Source organism: Cupriavidus sp. 05N38, from assembly GCF_056397345.1.
Genome location: NZ_JBFTNF010000023.1, coordinates 16,385 through 36,701, shown reverse-complemented (window position 1 = coordinate 36,701; position 20,317 = coordinate 16,385). Strand labels below are relative to the sequence as shown.

20 protein-coding genes and 2 tRNA genes are annotated in these 20,317 nt (G+C 65.3%); 13 read left to right on the top strand and 9 right to left on the bottom strand.

All coding sequences use genetic code 11. The annotated features are described in order from the left end of the window. Together AC1DK4_RS18050 and AC1DK4_RS18045 are read left to right on the top strand one after the other, a co-directional pair. Complete coding sequence (locus tag AC1DK4_RS18050) at nt 1-1,470, top strand: short-chain fatty acid transporter (RefSeq protein ID WP_441616571.1); 1,470 nt, start codon at nt 1-3, stop codon at nt 1,468-1,470. Between the two features lie 182 nt (nt 1,471-1,652). Next, nucleotides 1,653-2,012 (top strand): hypothetical protein, encoded by a 360-nt coding sequence (locus AC1DK4_RS18045; RefSeq protein ID WP_441616569.1) that lies wholly within the window; start codon nt 1,653-1,655, stop codon nt 2,010-2,012. A gap of 76 nt (nt 2,013-2,088) precedes the next feature. On the opposite strand, the gene AC1DK4_RS18040 is transcribed toward AC1DK4_RS18045, so the two are convergent. Continuing rightward, nucleotides 2,089-3,060 carry a Bug family tripartite tricarboxylate transporter substrate binding protein gene (locus AC1DK4_RS18040; protein WP_441616567.1) on the bottom strand — a complete coding sequence of 324 codons (972 nt, stop codon included), beginning with the start codon at nt 3,058-3,060 and terminating at the stop codon, nt 2,089-2,091. A 297-nt stretch (nt 3,061-3,357) separates the two neighbouring features. Between AC1DK4_RS18040 and AC1DK4_RS18035 the strand changes: the two genes are divergently transcribed. Continuing rightward, on the top strand, nt 3,358-3,591 hold the full coding sequence (locus tag AC1DK4_RS18035; RefSeq protein WP_441616565.1) for a hypothetical protein: 234 nt from the start codon (nt 3,358-3,360) through the stop codon (nt 3,589-3,591). A 150-nt stretch (nt 3,592-3,741) separates the two neighbouring features. On the opposite strand, the gene AC1DK4_RS18030 is transcribed toward AC1DK4_RS18035, so the two are convergent. Continuing rightward, nucleotides 3,742-3,816: transfer RNA gene (locus AC1DK4_RS18030), tRNA-Thr, on the bottom strand. A 23-nt stretch (nt 3,817-3,839) separates the two neighbouring features. Further along, a tRNA-Gly gene (locus AC1DK4_RS18025) sits at nt 3,840-3,915 on the bottom strand. A 595-nt stretch (nt 3,916-4,510) separates the two neighbouring features. On the opposite strand from AC1DK4_RS18025, the gene AC1DK4_RS18020 reads away from it, so the two are divergent. Then, nucleotides 4,511-4,741 (top strand): DUF2188 domain-containing protein, encoded by a 231-nt coding sequence (locus tag AC1DK4_RS18020; protein ID WP_441616563.1) that lies wholly within the window; start codon nt 4,511-4,513, stop codon nt 4,739-4,741. A 205-nt stretch (nt 4,742-4,946) separates the two neighbouring features. Here AC1DK4_RS18020 and AC1DK4_RS18015 read toward each other — a convergent pair whose 3' ends face one another. Further along, complete coding sequence (locus AC1DK4_RS18015) at nt 4,947-5,477, bottom strand: helix-turn-helix transcriptional regulator (RefSeq protein WP_441616561.1); 531 nt, start codon at nt 5,475-5,477, stop codon at nt 4,947-4,949. Nucleotides 5,478-5,832: 355 nt separating this feature from the next. On the opposite strand from AC1DK4_RS18015, the gene AC1DK4_RS18010 reads away from it, so the two are divergent. The 3 genes from AC1DK4_RS18010 (at nt 5,833) to AC1DK4_RS18000 (ending at nt 9,363) form a co-directional block, all read left to right on the top strand. Then, complete coding sequence (locus AC1DK4_RS18010; RefSeq protein WP_441616559.1) at nt 5,833-7,995, top strand: TonB-dependent receptor; 2,163 nt, start codon at nt 5,833-5,835, stop codon at nt 7,993-7,995. A gap of 7 nt (nt 7,996-8,002) precedes the next feature. Continuing rightward, on the top strand, nt 8,003-8,740 hold the full coding sequence (locus AC1DK4_RS18005; protein ID WP_441616557.1) for a DUF4198 domain-containing protein: 738 nt from the start codon (nt 8,003-8,005) through the stop codon (nt 8,738-8,740). A 161-nt stretch (nt 8,741-8,901) separates the two neighbouring features. Continuing rightward, nucleotides 8,902-9,363, top strand: a complete 462-nt coding sequence (locus AC1DK4_RS18000; protein WP_477131676.1) for a Fur family transcriptional regulator — start codon at nt 8,902-8,904, stop codon at nt 9,361-9,363. Nucleotides 9,364-9,641: 278 nt separating this feature from the next. On the opposite strand, the gene AC1DK4_RS17995 is transcribed toward AC1DK4_RS18000, so the two are convergent. The 4 genes from AC1DK4_RS17995 to AC1DK4_RS17980 form a co-directional block, all read right to left on the bottom strand. Further along, nucleotides 9,642-9,959: a hypothetical protein gene (locus AC1DK4_RS17995; RefSeq protein WP_441616553.1), complete on the bottom strand. Its 318-nt coding sequence runs from the start codon at nt 9,957-9,959 to the stop codon at nt 9,642-9,644. A gap of 434 nt (nt 9,960-10,393) precedes the next feature. Continuing rightward, nucleotides 10,394-11,029: a glutathione S-transferase family protein gene (locus AC1DK4_RS17990; RefSeq protein ID WP_441616828.1), complete on the bottom strand. Its 636-nt coding sequence runs from the start codon at nt 11,027-11,029 to the stop codon at nt 10,394-10,396. A 46-nt stretch (nt 11,030-11,075) separates the two neighbouring features. Then, entirely contained in the window at nt 11,076-11,705 is a 630-nt protein-coding gene (locus tag AC1DK4_RS17985; RefSeq protein ID WP_477131675.1) for a glutathione S-transferase family protein, read from the bottom strand. Between the two features lie 122 nt (nt 11,706-11,827). Beyond that, nucleotides 11,828-12,859, bottom strand: a complete 1,032-nt coding sequence (locus AC1DK4_RS17980) for an AraC family transcriptional regulator (protein ID WP_441616549.1) — start codon at nt 12,857-12,859, stop codon at nt 11,828-11,830. Between the two features lie 318 nt (nt 12,860-13,177). Here AC1DK4_RS17980 and AC1DK4_RS17975 point away from each other — a divergent pair, with 318 nt between their 5' ends. Together AC1DK4_RS17975 and AC1DK4_RS17970 are read left to right on the top strand one after the other, a co-directional pair. After that, nucleotides 13,178-14,194: a hypothetical protein gene (locus AC1DK4_RS17975; protein ID WP_441649926.1), complete on the top strand. Its 1,017-nt coding sequence runs from the start codon at nt 13,178-13,180 to the stop codon at nt 14,192-14,194. A 190-nt stretch (nt 14,195-14,384) separates the two neighbouring features. Further along, nucleotides 14,385-14,717, top strand: a complete 333-nt coding sequence (locus AC1DK4_RS17970) for a DUF2322 family protein (RefSeq protein ID WP_441616545.1) — start codon at nt 14,385-14,387, stop codon at nt 14,715-14,717. 237 nt (nt 14,718-14,954) lie between these two features. On the opposite strand, the gene AC1DK4_RS17965 is transcribed toward AC1DK4_RS17970, so the two are convergent. Continuing rightward, complete coding sequence (locus tag AC1DK4_RS17965) at nt 14,955-15,977, bottom strand: AraC family transcriptional regulator (protein WP_441616543.1); 1,023 nt, start codon at nt 15,975-15,977, stop codon at nt 14,955-14,957. Nucleotides 15,978-16,114: 137 nt separating this feature from the next. On the opposite strand from AC1DK4_RS17965, the gene kce reads away from it, so the two are divergent. The 4 genes from kce (at nt 16,115) to AC1DK4_RS17945 (ending at nt 20,169) form a co-directional block, all read left to right on the top strand. Beyond that, nucleotides 16,115-17,053, top strand: coding sequence for a 3,5-dioxohexanoate:acetyl-CoA acetone transferase (gene kce / locus AC1DK4_RS17960; protein ID WP_441616541.1), 939 nt, complete (start codon nt 16,115-16,117; stop codon nt 17,051-17,053). Nucleotides 17,054-17,181: 128 nt separating this feature from the next. Further along, nucleotides 17,182-18,519, top strand: a complete 1,338-nt coding sequence (locus AC1DK4_RS17955; RefSeq protein ID WP_441643331.1) for an MFS transporter — start codon at nt 17,182-17,184, stop codon at nt 18,517-18,519. A 66-nt stretch (nt 18,520-18,585) separates the two neighbouring features. After that, the gene (gene fabG / locus AC1DK4_RS17950) at nt 18,586-19,326 is read left to right on the top strand and encodes a 3-oxoacyl-[acyl-carrier-protein] reductase (RefSeq protein WP_441616537.1); all 741 of its coding nucleotides are present in this window, start codon (nt 18,586-18,588) and stop codon (nt 19,324-19,326) included. Between the two features lie 51 nt (nt 19,327-19,377). Beyond that, entirely contained in the window at nt 19,378-20,169 is a 792-nt protein-coding gene (locus AC1DK4_RS17945) for an SDR family oxidoreductase (protein WP_441616535.1), read from the top strand. The last annotated feature ends 148 nt before the right edge of the window (nt 20,170-20,317 follow it).

The following is a 20,317-nucleotide window of genomic DNA, read 5'->3' as shown; positions in this document are numbered from 1 at the left end:
ATGTCAGTTCAAGAAAAGCAGTGCATCGCCGGCTCCGGCAGCCAGCAGATCGACAACCATGCATACCAGGCACCGCTGCTGGAGCGTCTGGCGCTGCGCGTCACCGCGTGGTGCGAAAAGTGGTATCCCGATGCCTACGTCTTCGTGGCGCTGACCGTGCTGGCGGTGGCGCTCGGGGCGCTGGCGATCGGCGCGTCGCCCCGCGCGGTCTCGGTGGCGTTCGGCAATGGGTTCTGGAGCCTGATCCCGTTCACCATGCAGATGACCATGGTCGCGATTACCGGCTACGTCATTGCCTCATCCCCGCCCATGGCCAGGCTGGTCGCCCTCGCCGCGCAGGTGCCAAGGAACGGCAGGACAGCGGTGGCCTATGTCGCCCTGGTCAGCGTGCTGGCCTCGCTGCTGCACTGGGCGATCAGCCTGGTCTTCGCAGGCCTGCTGGCCAAGGCCCTGGCGCGGCGCGAATCGTTGCGGATGGACTATCGCGCCGCCGGCGCGGCGGCCTACCTGGGCCTCGGCGCGACCTGGGCCATGGGCCTCAGCTCGTCCGCGGCGCAGTTGCAGGCCAACCCCGCCAGCATCCCGGCGAGCCTGCTGCCCATCACCGGCGTGATCCCGTTCAGCGAGACCCTCTTCCTGTGGCAGAGCCTGGTCATCACGTGCGCACTGGTAGCCGTGTCCACGCTGATCGCCTACTGGACCGCGCCTTCGCCGGCACGGGCCAGGACCGCAGCGGATCTCGGCGTGCAGATCGAGCCGGTCGACTACACCATGGCGCCACGCACCCGGCCGGGCGAATGGCTCGAATACAGCCCCTTGCTTACCCTGGGCATCGTGGCGCTCGGGCTCGGCTGGGTCTGGACCGAGTTCGCAGGCAAGCACTGGCTGATCGCCATCTCCGGGCTCAATACCTATAATCTCATCTTTCTCTTGCTTGGCATGCTCCTGCACTGGCGCCCCAGGAGCTTTCTCGGCGCAGTCACCAAGGCCGTGCCGACGACCGCCGGCGTACTGATCCAGTTTCCGCTGTATGGCGCCATCGCCGGCATGCTCACGATGGCAAAGGGGGCAGGCGGAGAGTCATTGACGCACCACCTCTCGACGCTGTTCGTCAGCGTCGCGTCGACCGACAGCTTTCCCCTGCTGATCGGAGCGTATTCCGCGGTGCTCGGCTTTCTCATGCCCTCCGGCGGCGGCAAGTGGATCATCGAAGCGCCCTACGTCATGCAGGCCGCAAACGACCTCCATGTGCACCTCGGCTGGGCGGTGCAGATCTACAACGCGGCCGAGGCCCTGCCAAACCTGATCAATCCGTTCTGGATGCTGCCGCTGCTGGGCATATTGGGACTGAAGGCCCGCGACCTGGTCGGATTCACCTTTGCGCAACTGCTGACGCATGCGCCGCTGGTATTGCTGCTGCTGTGGTTGCTGGCCCCCACCCTGGCCTACCATCCGCCGCTGCAGCCATGACGCGGCACTGGCGTGCTTGCTGCCGCGCTCTCCGGGCAGCACGATACGCGCCAGTCCCGTGGGGCAATCCGGCATTGCCCCATCCGATCGAAAATTCCCGCCCGGCCGACATGAGTACAATCACCGCCGGGCGCGCAATCACGCGCCCTAAGAAAGCAAAAAAATAAGGGGGAACAAGAAGAATGGCAGTCCTGCAACTCAAGAACCAATTACTCGGCCTGGCGCTGGCCCTTGCCGCACAGGCAGCGCTCGCGGCAACCTGCGCGCCGGACTACCGCGGCACCGTCAACTGCCCGAGCAACTCCGCCTGCATGATGACCCGCTCCGGCGAGGTGCGCTGTGCGAAAGACGGCGGCGGCATCGCGCTGGACCGGGAAGGCGATGCCCGCTGCGGCGCGGGCCGGTGCGCACTCGACATGAAGGGCAATGTGCAGTGCTCCACGGCCGTGGGCGGCGGCGCGAGCCTTGACAGCTCGGGGGCGGTGGTCTGCGATGCGGGATGCCGGGCAGGATCGGGGTCGGCCTGTTCTTCACCGAGGTAAATCGCTGCTCGCGCCGCCTTGCGCGGCGCCCCGCATCGCAGCGGGGCCGGCGGCGCCCGCCTGCCAGCCGCCTTCGTCAGTCCGGCTTGATCCCCCCGCGCTTGACGACCTCTGCCCAGCGCCGGGTGTCATCCGTCACGACTTTCTGCAACGCCCCCGGATCGCCGCAGGTAGGTACCGCGCCCAGTTGCGCGAAGTGGGTGCGCGTCTCGGGCAGCTTGCACAGCGCCACCAGTTCGCTCGACAGTTTCTCGATGCGGGCCGCCGGCGTCCTGGCCGGGGCCATCACGCCCACCCATACGGGCGCCTCGAGCCCCTGCAGGCCGGTGACATCGCTGACGGTAGGCAGGTTCGCCAGCCCCGGCAGCGATGTCCGGGAGAACGTGCCGAGCAGGCGGGCCTTGCCGCTCTCGACCATCGGCTCGATCGAGGCCGCACTGGTCATCAGCAATTGCACCTGCCCGCCCAGCAGGTCGGTCAGCGCCGGACCGGCGCCGCGATAGGGCACGTGCAGCAGGCGGACGTTCGCCGCCTGCGCCAGCAGTTCGCCACTGAGATGAGACACCGTGCCGTTGCCGGTGGAGGCGAAGCTGACCACACCGGGATGCGCCCTGGCGTCCTTCAGCACGTCGCCCAGCGTCTTGTAGGCGCTGTTGGCACGCACGGCGACGGTCATCGGCGTATCCGCGATCAGCGCCACGGGCGCGAGGTCTTTCTGCGGCGAGTAAGGCAGCCTGGGGTTCAGCGACGGTGCGATGGAAATCGCGCCGCCCGTGGCCAGCAACACCGTGGTTCCGTCCGCCGGGCCCTTGGCCACGTAGTCGGCGGCCAGCATGCCGCCAGCCCCGACCTTGTTTTCCACGATGACCGGCACGCCCAGGCGGCTCCCGAGCTTTTCGCCGAGATAGCGGGCAATCACGTCCTGCGACCCGCCCGTAGCGAAGGGCACGATGATCCGCAGCGGCTTCCCGTCGGTCTGCGCAAGCGCCGGCGAGAGCAGCATGGCTGCGAAGGAACATAGCGCGAAAAGCTTGACGGACGATCTCATCTAATTTCCCAAGGTAACGTAAGCAATGCGTTCGAACGGTGCCGGCGCCCAGCCGCCAGCGCAACCGGCCGCGAGAACAGAATCCTCGCACAAGTCGGCCGGAGATCGTTGGATCCAGGCCAACGCATTGGTCCCGCTGTTGGGCGGAACCCGTCATCCGTTGCGCGATTTGGGCCGGCCCGCGCACCCGATACGCCCTGGAAGGATGGCATGGCCTGTGCATAGTGAATCGAAGGCCGGGCGCCAGCCACGCGCTTCGCGCGCTGGGCGCGGTGGGCCACTCACAAGGAACAAGCCATGAACGCCAGATCCCTCTATACCGTCTTCGCCATCACCGCGGCACTGACAGCCGCGTTCCTCGCCGGCGAGACGGTCGCGCTCACCAACAATATCGACGCAGACAAGCTCAGCACCGTCATCGACAACGCCAGCCATGCCGATCCCGATGCCGACGGCGAACACGCCTTGGCGGCAGCGGCACGAGGATGCAGCGGCGGGCAGGATGCCAGGCTTCACGTATATGGAGATTGAAGGGCCTGATCCCTGCCATGTCGCCACGGCCTGGACGCGCCAACGAATGGCGAACTCGGCAAAGGTGCGGGATGGCATTGTCCCTTTGAACCGGGACAGGAGATCAGCCTGCAAGCTGGTGCGCGCGCCGCGAACGTCGGCGCAGGAAAGTGGTGCCCATGGGCAGGATCGAACTGCCGACCTCTCCCTTACCAAGGGAGTGCTCTACCACTGAGCCACATGGGCAATTGCTCTAATGCATTTAGCAATGGAGCGGGAGACGAGTCTCGAACTCGCGACCTCAACCTTGGCAAGGTTGCGCTCTACCAACTGAGCTACTCCCGCGTATTGGCATCCCGACCTGAACTCGAACCAGGGACCTGTGGATTAACAGTCCGCAGGCCTCGGTGGATCAAGCCCTGCTTCGGGGGAGCCGAAGTATATCGCAAAAAAACCCGCATGGATTGCGGACTTTCCAATTTTTTTGTCCGGCATCTTCTGCCTCCCCCAGCGCCTTCATTTCCGGTACATCACAACATGATCAAGTTCTGCAGATTGTCCACGAAGCCCGGCGTCATCCGTTACAGGCTGGCCAGCACGCATGCTGTCCCGGCGCGACGAAGGGGAAGCACGGGCAAGGCGGCACGATCGCTGCCGGGGACATGGCCAACGTCACGTATCGGGGGGATGATCCCGGACTATCGCGGGCACCCCTTGCGGGTCATGCGCGGGGACTTGCGAACGCCGCTGGCTTTGCTTGCGCAGTCCGCATTTCTTTCTTCTTGTTGCGCGACGCAGCATTTCCAGCCGGCAGTATTTAGGCAACTGTCCAACGCCAATTGAATTAGAATTCGCGTGCACAGGAATCACCGCTGGTCGACTAGGCACGCATCAGGATTGCGCTATCAGGTTAGTCAAGACACCTCGGAGGATTATCGAGATGCGCCGCGATTTGATTGTTTGCGCCTCGCGCGCCGGCTGGATCGTCAAACTGTCCGGAACCCGCAACGGGATTCTGGAATTCGAACGCCAGGAAGACGCGATAGTCGTGGCGACCAGCCTCGCTGTGCGCAAGGGCGTCGAGCTGCTGCTCGAGGACGGCAACGGGACGCATCGGCTCCCGCGCAATGCCGAGCCCTTCAGCAAAGACACAAAGGCATCTTCGGCCTGACGTTTCCCTCATCCGGCCCTGACGGCGCCCTCCGGGGCGCACCATCCGCCATTTGACGGATAGCACGCACCCGGAACAAACGCGATACTGGGCTCTCTCGTATCTTGACCCGTACGACCTAGGCCGCCCCGCGCGGCCATTTTTTTTGCCTGGCACGCCGCCCCGGCAATGCTGCGGAGATCGGCTCGCCCCGGCGCCGGCCCGCTCAGCCGGCGACGCCGGGAGCCATCAGGTCCTCCAGGAAATAGGCCGCAAGCTGGTGGCGCCCTTCGAGCTGCGCCTTGGCATAAACGTTGGCAGCGTGCTGGCGCACGGTCTTGGCGCGGCTCTCGCGCAGGCCCGCGATTTCCTCTAGCGACAGGCCCTTGACCAACAGCAGGGCCACGTCCTTTTCGGCCGGCGTAAGGTTCCACGCGTCGAACTGCTCCTGCATCTGCACAAGAAAATGCCGCGTGCTCTGCTTGGCAGCGGTATCGCGCTCGATCATGGCGCGCTCGCTCGCCTGCGCCGCATTGCGCAATTCCGCAAAGTCGCGCGCGACGCGCTGCCGCTCCCGCACGAACACAACCAGGATCCACACGAAAACGATGGTCGCGACCGCCTCGGTCAGGAGGTGGTAGTTCACGCCGCTGCTGAGGTGTATCTGACTGAGATCCCATGCCTGGTAGGCAGGGAAGATGGCGAGCAGGAGCAAAAGCTTGGGTGACATGTGGCGAATTCCGGGCAGCAAGACCATCGGCGCAATCCGGCTGCAGCGTGCCGGCCCTGACGGGGAGTCAAATGTAACTGATTCTTGTTCTTAGGAAAAGACCGGTTTTTTGCGGTCCGGCTCCCACAATAAAAAGATGATCATGAGGCATATTTTCTCCGGGACATTTGCCCCGTCCGCGCGCGCACAGCGGCCGCAAAGCCAGTGCTTACAAGGCAAATGCCCCGTACAGGGGGGACATCCGCCTCGCTCCGCCGTTTTTGAATTGAACTCGAGAATGATTCGCATTAGCCTTCGCTGACTCCGCTCCGAGGGCCGCAAGGCCGGTCGGGCGACGACGACTGACCGGCCTGCTGCGCCACCTCCTCGAGTTCCAGCCTTCATGACACGTGCATTCCCACCCCGCCTCGCGCCCCGCCCCCACGCGCTTGCCGCCATCGCCTATGCCCTGATCGCCGGCCTGCCCGCTACGGCGCGCGCACAGGCCGCGCAGCCGGAACATACCTTGCCCGAGGTCACCGCCTCGGCCGGACAGGTCCCGGCCGGCAGCTTGCGGGACACGGTGACGACCGGCACCAAGACGGAAACCCCGCTGCGCGACATTCCGGCCGCGATCACGGTGATCCCCGATAGCGTGCTGCGCGAGCAGGGTGCGGTCGACATGAACTACGCGCTGCAGAATTCGGCAGGCGTGCAACCCCAGCTGGCCGGCGGCTATGGCTTTGCCAACAACTACACCATCCGCGGGCTGGGCACGCGCTTCCTGCGCGACGGCTACCTGGACGGCCCCAGCCAGAACGGCTACTACCGCACCATGTATGACGTCGAGCGCATCGAGGTACTGAAGGGGCCGGGGTCTGCGCTGTATGGCTCGGGCCAGCCGGGCGGCACGGTGAACGTGGTGACCAAGGCCCCGCTCAGCAAGTTCGGGGCCGAGATCGGCGCTTTCGGCGGCAGTTTCGGCACCTGGGGCACGTATGTGGATGTGGGCGGGCCGGTAAGCTCGCAGCTATCCACGCGCCTGATCGCCGACTACGAGAAGAGCGACGGCTATCGCGGGCTGTCGCGCGATATCAAGGAAGTCTCGCCCTCCTTTGCCTGGGCGTACGACACCAACAAGACGCTGACACTCGACTACGATCACCGCGACATCCGCATCGTCCCGGACAACTACGGCATCGTCTTCAACAACCAGGGCAAGATCGCCTCCGCACCGCGCGACGCGCGCTACTACAGCCCGTTCAACGACACCCGCCAGACCATCGACCGGGTGACGCTGAGCCATGACTGGCGCATCGATCCCGCGCTCACCATGCGCACCGCCTTCATCTATGACGAGCGCGGCCTGGACATGACGCGCAATGCCGGCGGCAACGGCGGCAACGCACTCAACCAGATGACGGGACGCGCCGCGCGCACGCAGACGGACGACGGGCACTTCATCCTCGCGCAGAACGAACTGGTCTGGAAGACGCGTACCGGCCCGGTCGACCACACCGTCCTGTTCGGCATGGAGTATTCCGACACGCATATCAACACGGTGCGCAACGGCTACAACCTGCCCAACATCGCCAACATCAATGCGCCAGTCGTGCCTGAAACCACGCTCAATGGCCTGGCCCCGGTCGTCTCCCAGGGCTTCAACCGGGTCCTGAAGCAGGAGGACTTCGGCGTCTACCTGCAGGATCAGCTGGCGTTCGGCGAGCAATTCAAGGTGCGGGCGGCGGTGCGCACGGACCGCGTCAAGTTCAGCGACGTGGGCACGCAGGGCGGCGTCTTTCGCAGCATCGGCGACACGCAGAACCTCACGTCGGGCTCGCTCGGCGCGGTATGGCAGCCGCTGCAATCGGTGTCGCTCTATGCCGGCGTGTCGACCAGCAAGTTCATCAACGTCTCGACCGAGCCCGCGGCCTTGAGCACCCAGCCGGAAAGCGCGCTGCAAAAAGAGGTCGGGGTCAAGGCCGACTTCCTCGACGGCCGCCTGCAGACCAACCTGGCGCTGTTCGAGACCGAGCGCAAGGACTACTACATCACGCTGCCGGGCGCATTGAGCCCGACGCCGGATGGCCGGGACCGCTCGCGCGGCATGGAACTGGAGCTGACTGCCCGCCCGCTCGCCGGCTGGACGGTGCTGGCGAATTTCGTGCTGCAGGACGTCGAGGTCAAGTCCAACGCGCTGGCATCCAACGCCGCGATGGGCGTCACCAACCGCAGCATCGCCGGCACCCGCCCGGCCGGGGTCTCCCGCACCGGCGGCCGGCTGTGGACCACCTATGACTTCCAGCAGCAGGCCCTGCATGGCTTTGGCGTCGGCCTGGGCCTGACGTACAAGGGCGACAGCTACGCGGACAGCCTGAACCTGTATCGCGTCCCGTCGTACGTGGTGCTCGATGCGGCGGTCTACTACCGCCGCAAGACCTGGGACGTGAGCCTGAACCTGCGCAACCTGACCGACAAGGCCTACTACGTCTCGCCGACCTTCTCGGGCGCGCTGCCCGGCGACAAGCGCAGCGCAATGCTGACCGCCCGCTACCGCTTCCAGTGAGGAACCCATGAAACAGCACGCATTTCTCGCCAGCATCGCACTTGCGCTCACCTGCGCCGCCTTCGTCGCGCCCGCCCGGGCTCACTATCTCTGGCTGGAACAGGACAAGGTCAGCGCCCACCTCTACTTCGGCGAGTACGAGGAGATGCTGCGCGAACGCTCTCCCGGGCGCCTCGATGAAATGCCGGGCCCGGAAATCCGCGCGCTCGGCCGGGACGGGCAGACCGCAGCGCTCACCGCCAGCCGCGAAGCCGGCGGCTTCCGTTTCGCCTCGCAGCCCCGTGGCATTGCCGTGCTGGCGAGCGAAGGCGCCTATGCCGTCAAGGACTGGACCCACGCGGGGCTCGGCGTGGTCAAACCCATGTTCTATGCCCGGCTGATCGGCGAGTCGACAGCGGCAGCCGAGGTGGCCACGTCGATGCCGCTGGATATCCTGCCCACGGGCAGCGCGGGCGAATATCGCGTCGTCTTCCGCGGCACGCCGCTCGCCGCGGCCGACGTGCGCGTCATCGCGTCCAACGCCTGGACGCGCGAGGCGACCACCGGCAAGGACGGCCTGGTGCGCTTCGCGTTCCCCTGGCGCGGACAATACATCCTGCACGTCATCCACCTGGAGCGCACTCCGGGCACGTTCGACGGCACCGCTTACGCCGCCGTGCGGCATCGCGCCACGGCAACCCTGACGATTCCCGCCGGCCCGCGGACGACGGCACCCGCCACCTGGCAGGCATCGCCGCCGCACTAGCGGCCGTGGCTGCGGCCTTGCGCACGCTACCGCCCGCTTCCTCCCAGCCCCGGCCGCACCGCCCCACAGGCGTGCGGCCAAGCCTACCGATGCCACCCAGAGTCGTCCGGCGCTTCGCCTCCCTTCATGCTTTGGCCGCCAGCCGGCGTGCCAGAGACTCCTTGCCCGGCGCCGCCTGGGGCGAGAGCGGCCGCCTGGCCGCGCAGGCGATCGCGGACAGCGGCTTGCCTGTGACCCTGGGGCGAATGGCCGTCTTGCTGGTTCTCCGGGAAAGCGCCGCCAGGCACACGACCGCCGAGCAATTGTGCCGCGCCATGGTGTCGTCCCCTTACCGGACCGCGYTTTCCACGTTCCGGGCCGGACTATACGAGCTGACCGAGAGCGGACTGATCTTCCGCGTCACCGTTCCTTCGGGCGACCACAAGCTGACCCACTTCTACGAACTCGCGGACCGCCCCGCGCACGAGCATCTGTTCTGCAGCGGCTGCGGCCAGATCGACGAGGTCTTCGACGCCGCGCTGCTTGCCATGCAGGAAGCCCGGCTGGCATCGGCGGGACTGCGCCCTGCCCATGTCAGGAGCGCGCTGGTCGGCCGCTGCCGGGCCTGCGCCGCGCCAGCCTGAGGCTTCGCGGAGCATGACGGTTCGGCTGGCCCGCCGCAGCGCGAACCCGGCCGCCGCGGCCACCGCGCGTTCCGCGCTCGACTGATAGTCGGAGTTCAGGCGAACGCTGCCGAAGTACGCAATGCCGGACAGGGAGTGCGTCGTCGGCCGGGACGGCCCCGATGAGCCCACGCGCGGCTGCGCCAATGGGAAAGAGGGTCTTGCCCAAGTCCATACCTGTGGACTTGGGCGAGACCCTTGCGTGTCAGCCCCGGCCAGCCGGCCGGACACGCAGTCACTCAGGCCATGGCGCCGTCGAGGTAGACATCGACGCTGCGCGCCGGATCGGACGATACGCCGCTGCGGTCCAGCCCGGCGACAGTGCGTGCGCCATCGGTGTACGGATCGACCTGGCGGGCACCTTCGCCGAAGCTGTCGAACTTGCCGGTACGAGCACCGTCGGTGAAGGCATCAGTCTTGCCAACGCGGAAGTTGTAGCCGTACTTGTCAGCGGACAAGGTGCTGTCATTTGGGCCAGAGGCCTGAGCGGCGCCGGCAATGAGAGCGACGGCGGCGACGGCCGCGGAAATGACGAAACTGCCGAACTTGAATCTCATGGTGTGCTCCTTCGAAGCGTGGGGGAATGAACGGCGCGCACGACGTTCTACCTTCCACAGAGCACGCGCCATGCCATGTGCCAAGCGGCAATGGGTGTGCGCGGAGGAGCCTAAACCGGGGAGCAAGTGATGGGGCGCAGCCAACAAGCGGCGCAATATGCGGCGCAACAGTGGGTCGCGTGCCAACACCTGGCCGGGCTCTGCACGAGGCGCCCGAAGGTAAGGTGCCGGCGCCATCCAAGGCCCGCGAAGGTGGCAATACGATGGGACGACGCACGCCTCCCGGAGGGTCTCGGAAGTAGCGGGAATGGCCGCGGCCGAACTGAATCGTGCGTGCGATGCCGCCGCCATCTGAGGATCCGTCTTCGGGCATCCCTTGCCCGCTGCATGTCACGGGGGCAGCGGCGCGGCATCGTCATCAGAGGCGTTGCAGGCTACGGCAAGTCGTCCAGCTTGACCGCAAAGCCGCGTTGCACGCCCGGCCGCGCGAACAGGGCGTCATACCAGCGCCGCACGTTCGGATAGCGATCGAGCGATACCTGGTGGCGCTCATGCCGCCACGCCCAGCCCAGAATCGCGAAATCCGCCACGGAAAGCTCGCCGGCGACGAACTCGACTTCCGCGAGCCGGCGGTCCAGCACGCCGTAAAGCCGGGTCGTTTCCTCCGAGTAGCGCTTGAGCCCATAGTGGCGGTCAGCCTCCGGTTCGACCGTGCGGAAGTGATGCACCTGTCCCGGCATGGGCCCGAAGCCGCCCATCTGCCACATCAGCCATTCCAGCACCGAAACCCGGTCGCGCAAGGCCGCAGGCAGGAACTTGCCGGTCTTCTCGGCAAGGTAAAGCAGGATCGCGCCCGATTCGAACACACTGATCGGCTGCCCGTCGGGGCCATCGGGATCGACGACGGCCGGGATCCGGTTGTTCGGGCTGATGCGCAGGAAGTCCGGATGGTGCTGCTCGCCCTTGGTGATGTTCACCGTCTTGACGGCATACGGAAGCGCCATTTCCTCGAGTGCAACGCTGATCTTGCGTCCGTTCGGGGTGTTCCAGGTGTGCAGGATGATGGTCATCGGAAACAGTAGGTGAAGTGTTGATTCGCGCGCACCTGCGTGCGGCTCAGCTAAGCGGCGCGGCGAGATATTGCCCGAAGGCGGCACGCGTACTGACGCGCTCGTACCAGCGATCCATATCCGGCAGTGCGGGACGTTCGATCTCGGCATCGAGCCCGTACCAGCGGCGCGCATAGGCGCCGAGCACCAGGTCGGCGAGCGTGAACTCGCCGCTCTCGAGATAATCGCGCCCCTGCAAATGCCTGTCCAGTGTMTGCCACAAGCCGGCCACGTTGGCGGCGTCCGCCTTCAGGCGATCCATATCGCGCTCGGCGGCGGGCGTTCGCACAACGCCCCAGAAGACTGGCCGTTCCGCTGGCTGCAGCGTCGAAAGGGACCAGTCGAGCCATCGATCCACGCTGGCGCGCAGCTTCGGATCCGCCGGGTACAGCGCTGTGCCCTTCCCGTACTGCATCGCCAGGTAGCGGAGGATCGAATTCGACTCCCACAACACGAAATCGCCATCGATGAGCGTCGGAATACGCCCCATCGGATTCATTGCAAGGTACTCAGGCTCATGGTTGCGGCCGAATTGCATGCCGGCGTCGATCCGCTCGAATGACAAGCCGAGTTCGTCGCAGCACCACAGCACCTTCTGCACATTGACCGAATTCGCCCGGCCCCAGATCGTCAGCATTTGTTGTGCCCCCGGTGAAAACCTCGCGTTTGCGAGCAAGCCCTCAACGATACACGACAGCCGAAACGGCATCGGTACGCCCCSGGGACGGGGCGCCGTCCCCGCCTCCGCCATGCCGGCAATCACGCGGGGTTGGCTACGTCCGACGCGGCGTCGGCTGTGGCTCCTTTGTCCCCGGTCGGGGCGCCAGCCGCTTTCCTGCGCCATGTCGCGGGTGGCTCGCCGAACTCCCGCTTGAACGCGCGATTGAATGAGGCCTCCGATTCGTATCCGACAGCCTCGGCGATCGATGCCAGCGACGCATCAGTGAGGCGAAGCTGCCGCGCGGCGAGCTGCAGGCGCCACAGTGCCAGGTATTGCATCGGTGGCAGCCCGACCAGTTCGGTAAAGCGCTGCGCCAGCCCCGAACGCGAGATGCCCACCTCGCGCGCGAGCGCATCCACGGTCCAGTCGTGCACCGGTCGCGCGTGCATCAGCGCGAGTGCTCGCGCGACGAAGCGATCGCGCAATCCCGCCAGCCACCCCTTGCGATCGCCGGCCATCGTGCCGACGTAACGACGAACCGCTTCGACGAACACCAGCTCCGCAAGCTTGGCCAGCACCGTGGCGCTGCCTGCCTGCGCCGAGGCCGCCTCCTCGGTCGCGAAGCGCAGCGACGATTCGAGCCACGACGCGCTGGATCCGCGCATGCTCACCGTGAACAGCCTGGGCAGCGCGGAAAGCAGGGGATTTCGCGAATTGTCCTGCATGGCAAGAAAGCCACACACCATGCGCGTGAGCTCGCCGCCGCCGCCGTGGACGAGCGTCATGACTTCGCCGGGCTTTGCCTCGACATGCTCAGCCAGGAGCGGCGCCAGGAATTCCGGCAACAGATCGGTGGAACTGCCTAACACGTGGGTCTCGCCCTGCGGCACCACGATGACATCGCCGGCCTCCGCCAGCAGCGCGCTCGCCGGATCGCCTGGCAGCATCGCCCAGCACCTGCCTTCCGTGACGAGATGGAACGAGACGACCCGCCCGGAGGCTGGCAGGTATGCCGAGCAAAGCGCCGAGTCGGCCTGCCCGATGACGCACCAGGGCGCCGAGAAGCTGCCGTCGAGGTGAACTGCCCCCGTCAACTGGATGACGCGCAGCACATCGGAGAGAGCATCCATGGCAGCAGTTGCGCAATGTTGGGGTCGCGCACAAGAAATCCGGACGCCCGGCTATTCAATGGCGCGCTTGCCGTCAGGATACTAGCCCCGTGCCTGAAGGCCAACACACGCAAGAGGATTCGGCTCAAGCAGGGCCGCACCGAGGGTTGCGGCGTTTCCCGCCAAACAGGCGGGCAATGCACGGCCTGTATGCGCCTGCTCCGGAAGAACCTGGCGATCCCGCAACCCATGCGGCGCTTCTTTGGACGCAGCCGGCCGCATTTTCACTGCAACACCACAGCAACACCAGCCCCAACCCCGTCTCCCAGGAGAGCAGTCATGTCCGCAGCCACCTCACCTTCCCTGCCCAATGCCGATCTCGCCGCACTCAGGACCCGGCATGCCGCATCCGATGCTCAGCTCCCTCCCTCGCAGCCTTATGTCGATTCCGCGCGCTACGCCAGATGCGTGGAAGTGTCCAGGCGCGTCCGGTGGGACATTGATCGCGATGTGCTGCGCCAACGGGATTTCGACTTCACGAAGAAATTCCTGCCTGACGGCCTGTCCTTCGTCGATCGCCTGCCGTTCCTGAGCGGCATCGAGCGTCGCCTGCTGTCGCAGATCCAGGGCCGCTCGTATGCCAACATCTTCGGCCTGGTAGAGCGGTTCATCGGCGCCAAGATGCTCGAGGTGAGCCGCGACCACTGGCTTGGCGACCAGGGCGCACTCGAGGCACTGGTGCGCTTCACCGACGAGGAGCTGAAGCACCAGGCGCTGTTTCGCCGGATCGAGACCATGATAGGCGCCCAGATGCCCGCGGGGTACCAGTTCGGACCGCGGCCCGATGACGTCGCGTCGTTCGTACTGGGCAAATCGACGTGGTCGGTGCTGGCGCTGACTTGTCTGATCGAACTGTTCACGCAAGCCCACTACCGGGCCAGCATCGCGCCGGACAGCGAGCTTTCGCCCCTGTTCAAGGATGTGTTCCTGTTCCACTGGAAGGAGGAATCGCAGCACGCGATTCTGGACGAGCTGGAATGGGTCCGTGAGAACGCCAAAGTCTCGCCGCAAGCGCGCGATGCAGCCGTGGACGACCTGATTGCGCTGGTGGGCGCCATCGACGCGATTCTGCAAGCCCAGTCAGCCGCAGACACGCGCTACTTCATCGCGCTTTGCAACCGGCCCATGACAAGCGCCGACATGGATGCCGTGACGAACACCGTTCTTGCCGCGTATCGCTTCCAGTACATCGCGTCGGGCGTGCAGATTCCGCGCTTCGGCGAAACGCTCAACGCGATGATCTCGCCTGCGCAAGCGCTCCGGATCGGTGCCGCGCTGGCACCGATCATGGCTTGATCCGCAATCGAAAACACGGAGCCCGAAATCATGGCAATGCCATCTCCCGGCGGATACCACCGCCAACGCAACGGTTGCAGGCGACTTGCACGGCGCGCCGAGACAGCAGCCGGCACAGGCAACAGGCGCGGCACCCGATCAGATAAAATACGGCCACCTAGCAGTTTCCCGAAACAACGGAGTGTTTTAAGTGATTCAACCGAGCAACGTATTCAAGGATAACCTCGCGCAACTGCCCGCCATCGACGGTATCGATCGTATCGATCTCGTCGACGGCAAGGGCGCCGTGGTGGCAAGTATCGAGAACAAGCCGGGCAAGCAGGGCTCCCTGGCGGTGTACCACTATCTCCGGCAAGCCTTCGGCGCCCTGGACGCCACCGCGGCCGAGCACGGCCTCGCGGTGTTTGCCGAGCACACGGTCGACGCGCGCAACCGTCCGGGTGCGCACCCGAACGTTGACCGCCTGCTCGCTATCGCGGCCGGTGGCGAAGCATTGCGCATCGACCTCGTCGCCACAGCCTGAACCGCTCAGGTTGCACGTGACGACGCCGATCGCTTGAGCGTGGTCAGCACTGCGCCGGAACGTGCCGGGACTCCCCGCAGCGTCGCCTGACGCCGATACGACGACGGCCTGACGACGACCTGACGACTCCGTAGCGTCATGCGCAAGCCAGCTTTCGGGCTGGCTTGCGTGAGATCGTGTGTAAAACCCGCGCGGGCTTTCCCGGGGCGCTGGACTCATTCCACTTCCCGGGCTGCGCTAGTGAGGTGGCGTCGCTTCTTTCTCTGCCCATCGCTTGCGGGCACGCCGGAAGTTGGCGCCGTCGCTGAAGCCCAGAAGCAAGGCGATGTCATCGGTGCTCATCCTGGTCGTCTTCAGGTACTCCGTCGCCAGGGAAAAACGCACATCATCCAGAATGGCACCGAACGACGTGCCCTCCGTTCCCAGGTGCCGCCGCAGCGTCCGGCTGGTCATGCCCAGCGTTTCCGCCACCGTTTCCATGCCCGGGAAGACGCCGGGTTCGCGCATCAGGATCTGGTACACCTCGCCAGACACGCCGACGGAGGTCTTGGCTTGTCCCACCAGCCGGTCGCATGTCTCCTGGATCAGGGCGGCGGAGTGCCGGTGGGCCAGCTGCGGCTTATGCTCGAGGATGGCGCTGTCGTAGATGAGTTCGTATTGCGGCTGCCCGAATGCGCAAGGGCAGCCAAGATACTTTGGATAGAGCCCGGCATGGGCCGGCGCCGGATACGGGAAGCAGGCTTTGACGGGCGGGCAGCTTCGGCCCGCGACGTCCTGCAGATGCGTGACGTGCTGCGCAAACTGCTGCTCGATCAGGAACTGGCGCAACTCAGCGGATGCGCTCGCAATGAATGCGTCCGGGAACGTCCAGACCGCTTTGTCGGGATATTCGGTCCAATCGATCGCCAGCGTCGGCGTTGCCAGCCGGTGGTATTTCACGCCTAGCCTGAAGTAGTCGCGCAGCGACAGGCAAGACATCAACGCGTACCCGTACATGCCGTAGGCCGACAGATGCAGGCGTGAGCCGACCTCGAAAGGCGTGGCCGGATCGCTCGACAAGTTCAGCGCGTTCTTGCACACGGCAATGTACTGGCGCACGGACGTCAAGACCGACGTGCCGGACAACTCGTCGGCATCGATTCCGGTGCCCCTCAGACTGTCTGCCGGTGCGATTCCCTGTTCGGCAAGCACCTCGACCAGCGCCGCGATCTTGTATGGCGCATGGATGCGCTCGTTATGCAGTGGAAATCTCGGCGCCACGGCGTCTCCCCAAGTTGTCCCTTTTTGCCTTCGTAGTGTCCGGAAATGACCTTACGCCGCGCATGCTATCGAACTATTATCCGTTCGACAAGAGCCGGCGCACCATGCGACCGCTTGATACCGAGACGATTCTCCCAATGAGCAACGCTAGCCATAAAGTCATTATTTCCTGTGCTGTGACGGGTTCCGCGCATGTCCCTTCGATGTCGGAATTCCTGCCCCTTTCACCCGCGGACATTGCGTCGCAGGCCATCGAGGCGGCACAGGCCGGAGCGGCCATCCTCCACCTGCATGCACGCGATCCCCGCGACGGCCGCCCGACGCCACGTCCGGAAATCTTCCAGGAGTTCGTGCCGGCGATCGCCCGCGCCACCAACGCGGTCATCAATATCACCACGGGCGGCAGCACGCGCATGACGCTCGAGGAGCGGCTGGCCTATCCGCGGCTGGCGCGGCCGGAGATGTGCTCGCTGAACATGGGCTCGATGAATTTCTCGCTGCACCCGGTCGCGGAGAAGATCAGCGCCTGGCGGTTCGACTGGGAGAAAACCTACCTCGAGTCCATGGAAGACATGATCTTCCGCAACACCTTCAAGGACATCAAGGGCATCCTCACCGAGTTCCAGGAACACGGCACGCGGTTCGAGTTCGAATGCTACGACGTCGGGCATCTCTACAACCTGGCCCACTTCGTCAACCAGGGCATCGTCAAGCCGCCGTTCTTCATCCAGTCCGTGCTCGGCATTCTTGGCGGGCTGGGCCCGGACCCCGAGAACCTGGCCATGATGCGCGCCACCGCCGACCGGCTGTTCGGGCGCGAAAACTATCAATTCTCGATCCTCGGGGCCGGCCGGCACCAGATGCCGCTCGTCACGATGGGCGCCATCATGGGCGGCAACGTCCGCGTGGGCCTGGAGGACAGCGTCTACATCTCGAAGGGCGTAAAGGCGAGGACCAATGCCGACCAGGTGCGCAAGATCCGCCGCATCCTGGAAGAGCTGTCGTTCGAGATCGCCACGCCGGATGAAGCCCGCCAGATGCTCGGGCTGAAAGGCGCCGGCAACGTGAACTTCTGACGATCCTGGCCGGGCAACTCGTGCTGGCGCGACCTCCTTCGCTCGCCGGCACGCAGGCCGCACTCACAGGATGCCCGTCGGTTCAGGCAGTCATGACTACAAAAAACAGATTCCTTCGTGGAGACATCATGGTGACGACCTCTCTTGATTCCGGTAGTGACGAAATGCACCGCCTTGCCACGCGCAAGGCCATACTGAAACTGATCCCGCTGATGTGCGCGATCTACTTCATGTCGTATCTCGACCGCACCAACGTGGCGCTGGCCAAGGTGCAGCTGGCGGCCGACCTGGGCATCAGCGCGGCCATCTACGGGCTCGGCGCCGGCATCTTCTTCATCGGCTATGCCTTGCTCGAAGTGCCCAGCAACCTGATCGCACACCGCGTCGGGCCGCGGCGCTGGATTTCCCGCATCGCGGTCACGTGGGGCGCGTTGTCCGCCTGCATGATGTTCGTGCAGGGCGAGTGGTCCTTCTACACGCTTCGCGTCCTGCTCGGGATTGCCGAAGCCGGCCTGTTTCCCGCCTTGATGTACATGGTCACGCTCTGGTTCGCGCCCAGGGAACGTCCGGTCGCCGTTGGCTGGATCTACACGGCACCCGCGATTGCGCTCGTGATCGGCAATCCGCTCGGGGGTGCATTGATGCAGCTCGATGGCGTGGGCGGCCTGCACGGCTGGCAATGGATGTTCCTGCTCGAAGGCCTGCCGACGATCTTCGTCGGCATCCTGCTGTACTTCAAGCTGCCCGAGCGGCCGAGCGATGCCCGCTGGCTGTCCCGCGCGGAAGCCCGGATCCTCGAAAGCCGTGCGGTCATCGAAGATCACGCACAGTTGACCTCCGCGCACTGGATGGCCGCACTGAAACGCCCCACCACCGTGCTCATCGGGCTGATCTACTTTCTGAATCAGGTGGCCTTTGTCGGCCTCGTGTTCTTCACGCCGGCGATGATCCACCAGATGCACGTGACATCGCCCCTGGTCGTTGGCCTGCTGTCGAGCAGCGTGGGCATCGGCTTTCTGGGCGGCGTGCTGATCCTGCCGCGCATTCATCGCCGCATCGATGCCGACTGCCTGTACCTCGGCGTGCTGACGGCGGGCCTGGCCGCGAGTGCCGGTGCGGTCTTCACCACGACCAACCAGACGCTTCAGATCGTGCTGTTCGCGGCCACCGCGTTTTTCGGCGGCGGTGTCCTGCCCTCCTACTGGGCCATCGCGATGAAGCGGCTGCAGGGCATCCATGCTGCCGCAGGCCTGGCGTTCATCAACACCATTGGCCTGATGGGCGGCTTCGTCGGCCCCTATCTGTTCGGGATGGCGGAAGCGACGACGGGCAAGAGCACCTCGGGGTTCGCCGTGGTCGTCGGCGCCGCTGTGCTGGGCGTATTGCTGGTACCGCTGCTCGCCAGGGCGATCCAGCTCGAGACACGCGGCACCGGCGGCGAGCCGGCGCTTGCGCAGGGGGTCTGACGCCGCATGCCGCCGCGATTGCGCGGCGGCACGCGGATTCGTATTTTCACCACGGGAAGGTAGTTCATGAGACTGAGCAGCAAAGTGGCAATCGTGACGGGCGCAGGCCAGGGCATCGGCGCGGCGACGGCACTGAAGTTTGCCCGCGAAGGCGCGATCGTCGTGGCATGCGACGTGAATGGCGACGCGGTATCTGCGGTCGTCGATGCGTGTCGGCAGGCAGGCGCCGACGCCCGGGGTTTCGCCATCAATGTCTCGGACCGGGACGCCGTCGACGATATGGTGGAGCAGGTTTGCGACTGGTGGGGCAGGATCGATACCCTGGTCAACAACGCCGGCATCACCCGTGACGCCCGCCTCCAGAGAATGACACTGAAGCAGTTCGACGATGTCATCGACGTCAACCTGCGCGGCGTCTTCCAGACCACGCAATCCGTAGCCGACCGGATGATCGCGCAAGCGTCCGGGGTCATCCTGAACGCAAGTTCGGTGGTCGGCCTCTATGGCAACTTCGGCCAGACCAACTATGCGGCGGCAAAGTTCGGGGTGATCGGTTTCACGAAGACCTGGAGCCGGGAACTCGGGCCAAAGGGTATCCGCGTCAACGCCGTCGCGCCCGGATTTATCGACACACCGATCCTGTCGACCGTGCCGGACGAGGTCCTGGCCAAGATGCGCGAACAGGTCCCGCTGCGGCGGCTGGGGCAGCCCGAGGAGATTGCCAATATCTACGCCTTCCTGGCCAGCGATGAGGCGAGCTACATCAACGGCGCAGTGATCGAGGCCTCCGGGGGCATGACGCTCTGATTGCGCGGATAATCGCTGCCCACTCCTGCCAACTCTCTTGAAAGACCAATCATGAATACGCTTGAGCTGTTGAAGCCCAGAGCCGGCCTTCGGGTGCTGGTGTCGGGCGGGGCCGCCGGCATTGGCGCCGCCATTGCCGAGGCGTTCCTGCAGGCGGACGCCACCGTCTACGTCTGCGACATCGACCCTGCCGCCGTCGCCCGGGAGAAGACCCGGCATCCGCGCCTTCACGCGGGCGTGGCGGATGTCGCGGACCGGGAACAGGTAGACAGCCTGATCGACGATGCCAGAGCCGCGCTGGGAGGCCTCGACATCCTCGTCAACAATGCGGGGATTGCCGGCCCGACCGGCCCCATCGACACGATCACGCCCGAGCAGTGGGAGCAGACGGTCGCCACGAACCTGAACAGCCAGTACTACTTCCTGAGGAAGGCCGTTCCCGTCCTGAAGGCAACGTCGGACAGTCCCGCCATCATTGCCATGTCCTCCGTGGCGGGACGCCTCGGCTATCCATTCCGCACCCCCTATGCCGCGACGAAGTGGGCCATCGTCGGACTGGTCAAGTCGCTGGCCATCGAACTCGGGCCTAGCAATATCCGCGTGAATGCCATCCTGCCCGGTGTTGTCGAAGGGGAGCGCATGGACCGCGTGATCTCGGCGCGCGCGGCGGCACTTGGCATCACMTTCGAAGCCATGAAGGAGGAATACCTGAGAAAGATATCCCTCAAGCGAATGGTGACCGTCGATGACATTGCCGCGATGACGCTGTTCCTGGCATCGCCGGCGGGGCGGAACATCTCGGGCCAGGCCATCAGCGTGGACGGCAATCTCGAGTTTCTGTAAGCGCAACCCGCGGCCCTGTATCAACGGGCGGCGTGGGTCCATCCAGCCTTGCCGGGCATCCGCCGCGGCGCCCTTGCCGCTTCCGGAGCGCATGCGTCCGTGCCTCTCCCGATGACTGAGAGGCCGGCCGGCGCGCCGGCGACAACTA

What these genes read in the sequence shown, in the direction of transcription:
- AC1DK4_RS17995 (WP_441616553.1), bottom strand. Translation starts at nt 9,959, where the DNA reads ATGAGATTCAAGTTCGGCAGTTTCGTCATTTCCGCGGCCGTCGCCGCC.
- AC1DK4_RS17980 (WP_441616549.1), bottom strand. Translation starts at nt 12,859, where the DNA reads ATGGATGCTCTCTCCGATGTGCTGCGCGTCATCCAGTTGACGGGGGCA.
- AC1DK4_RS18020 (WP_441616563.1), top strand. Translation starts at nt 4,511, where the DNA reads ATGCGCCGCGATTTGATTGTTTGCGCCTCGCGCGCCGGCTGGATCGTC.
- AC1DK4_RS18040 (WP_441616567.1), bottom strand. Translation starts at nt 3,060, where the DNA reads ATGAGATCGTCCGTCAAGCTTTTCGCGCTATGTTCCTTCGCAGCCATG.
- kce (WP_441616541.1), top strand. Translation starts at nt 16,115, where the DNA reads ATGAGCAACGCTAGCCATAAAGTCATTATTTCCTGTGCTGTGACGGGT.
- AC1DK4_RS18010 (WP_441616559.1), top strand. Translation starts at nt 5,833, where the DNA reads ATGACACGTGCATTCCCACCCCGCCTCGCGCCCCGCCCCCACGCGCTT.
- AC1DK4_RS17975 (WP_441649926.1), top strand. Translation starts at nt 13,178, where the DNA reads ATGTCCGCAGCCACCTCACCTTCCCTGCCCAATGCCGATCTCGCCGCA.
- fabG (WP_441616537.1), top strand. Translation starts at nt 18,586, where the DNA reads ATGAGACTGAGCAGCAAAGTGGCAATCGTGACGGGCGCAGGCCAGGGC.
- AC1DK4_RS18045 (WP_441616569.1), top strand. Translation starts at nt 1,653, where the DNA reads ATGGCAGTCCTGCAACTCAAGAACCAATTACTCGGCCTGGCGCTGGCC.
- AC1DK4_RS18005 (WP_441616557.1), top strand. Translation starts at nt 8,003, where the DNA reads ATGAAACAGCACGCATTTCTCGCCAGCATCGCACTTGCGCTCACCTGC.
- AC1DK4_RS18035 (WP_441616565.1), top strand. Translation starts at nt 3,358, where the DNA reads ATGAACGCCAGATCCCTCTATACCGTCTTCGCCATCACCGCGGCACTG.
- AC1DK4_RS18015 (WP_441616561.1), bottom strand. Translation starts at nt 5,477, where the DNA reads ATGGTCTTGCTGCCCGGAATTCGCCACATGTCACCCAAGCTTTTGCTC.
- AC1DK4_RS17955 (WP_441643331.1), top strand. Translation starts at nt 17,182, where the DNA reads ATGGTGACGACCTCTCTTGATTCCGGTAGTGACGAAATGCACCGCCTT.
- AC1DK4_RS17990 (WP_441616828.1), bottom strand. Translation starts at nt 11,029, where the DNA reads ATGACCATCATCCTGCACACCTGGAACACCCCGAACGGACGCAAGATC.
- AC1DK4_RS18050 (WP_441616571.1), top strand. Translation starts at nt 1, where the DNA reads ATGTCAGTTCAAGAAAAGCAGTGCATCGCCGGCTCCGGCAGCCAGCAG.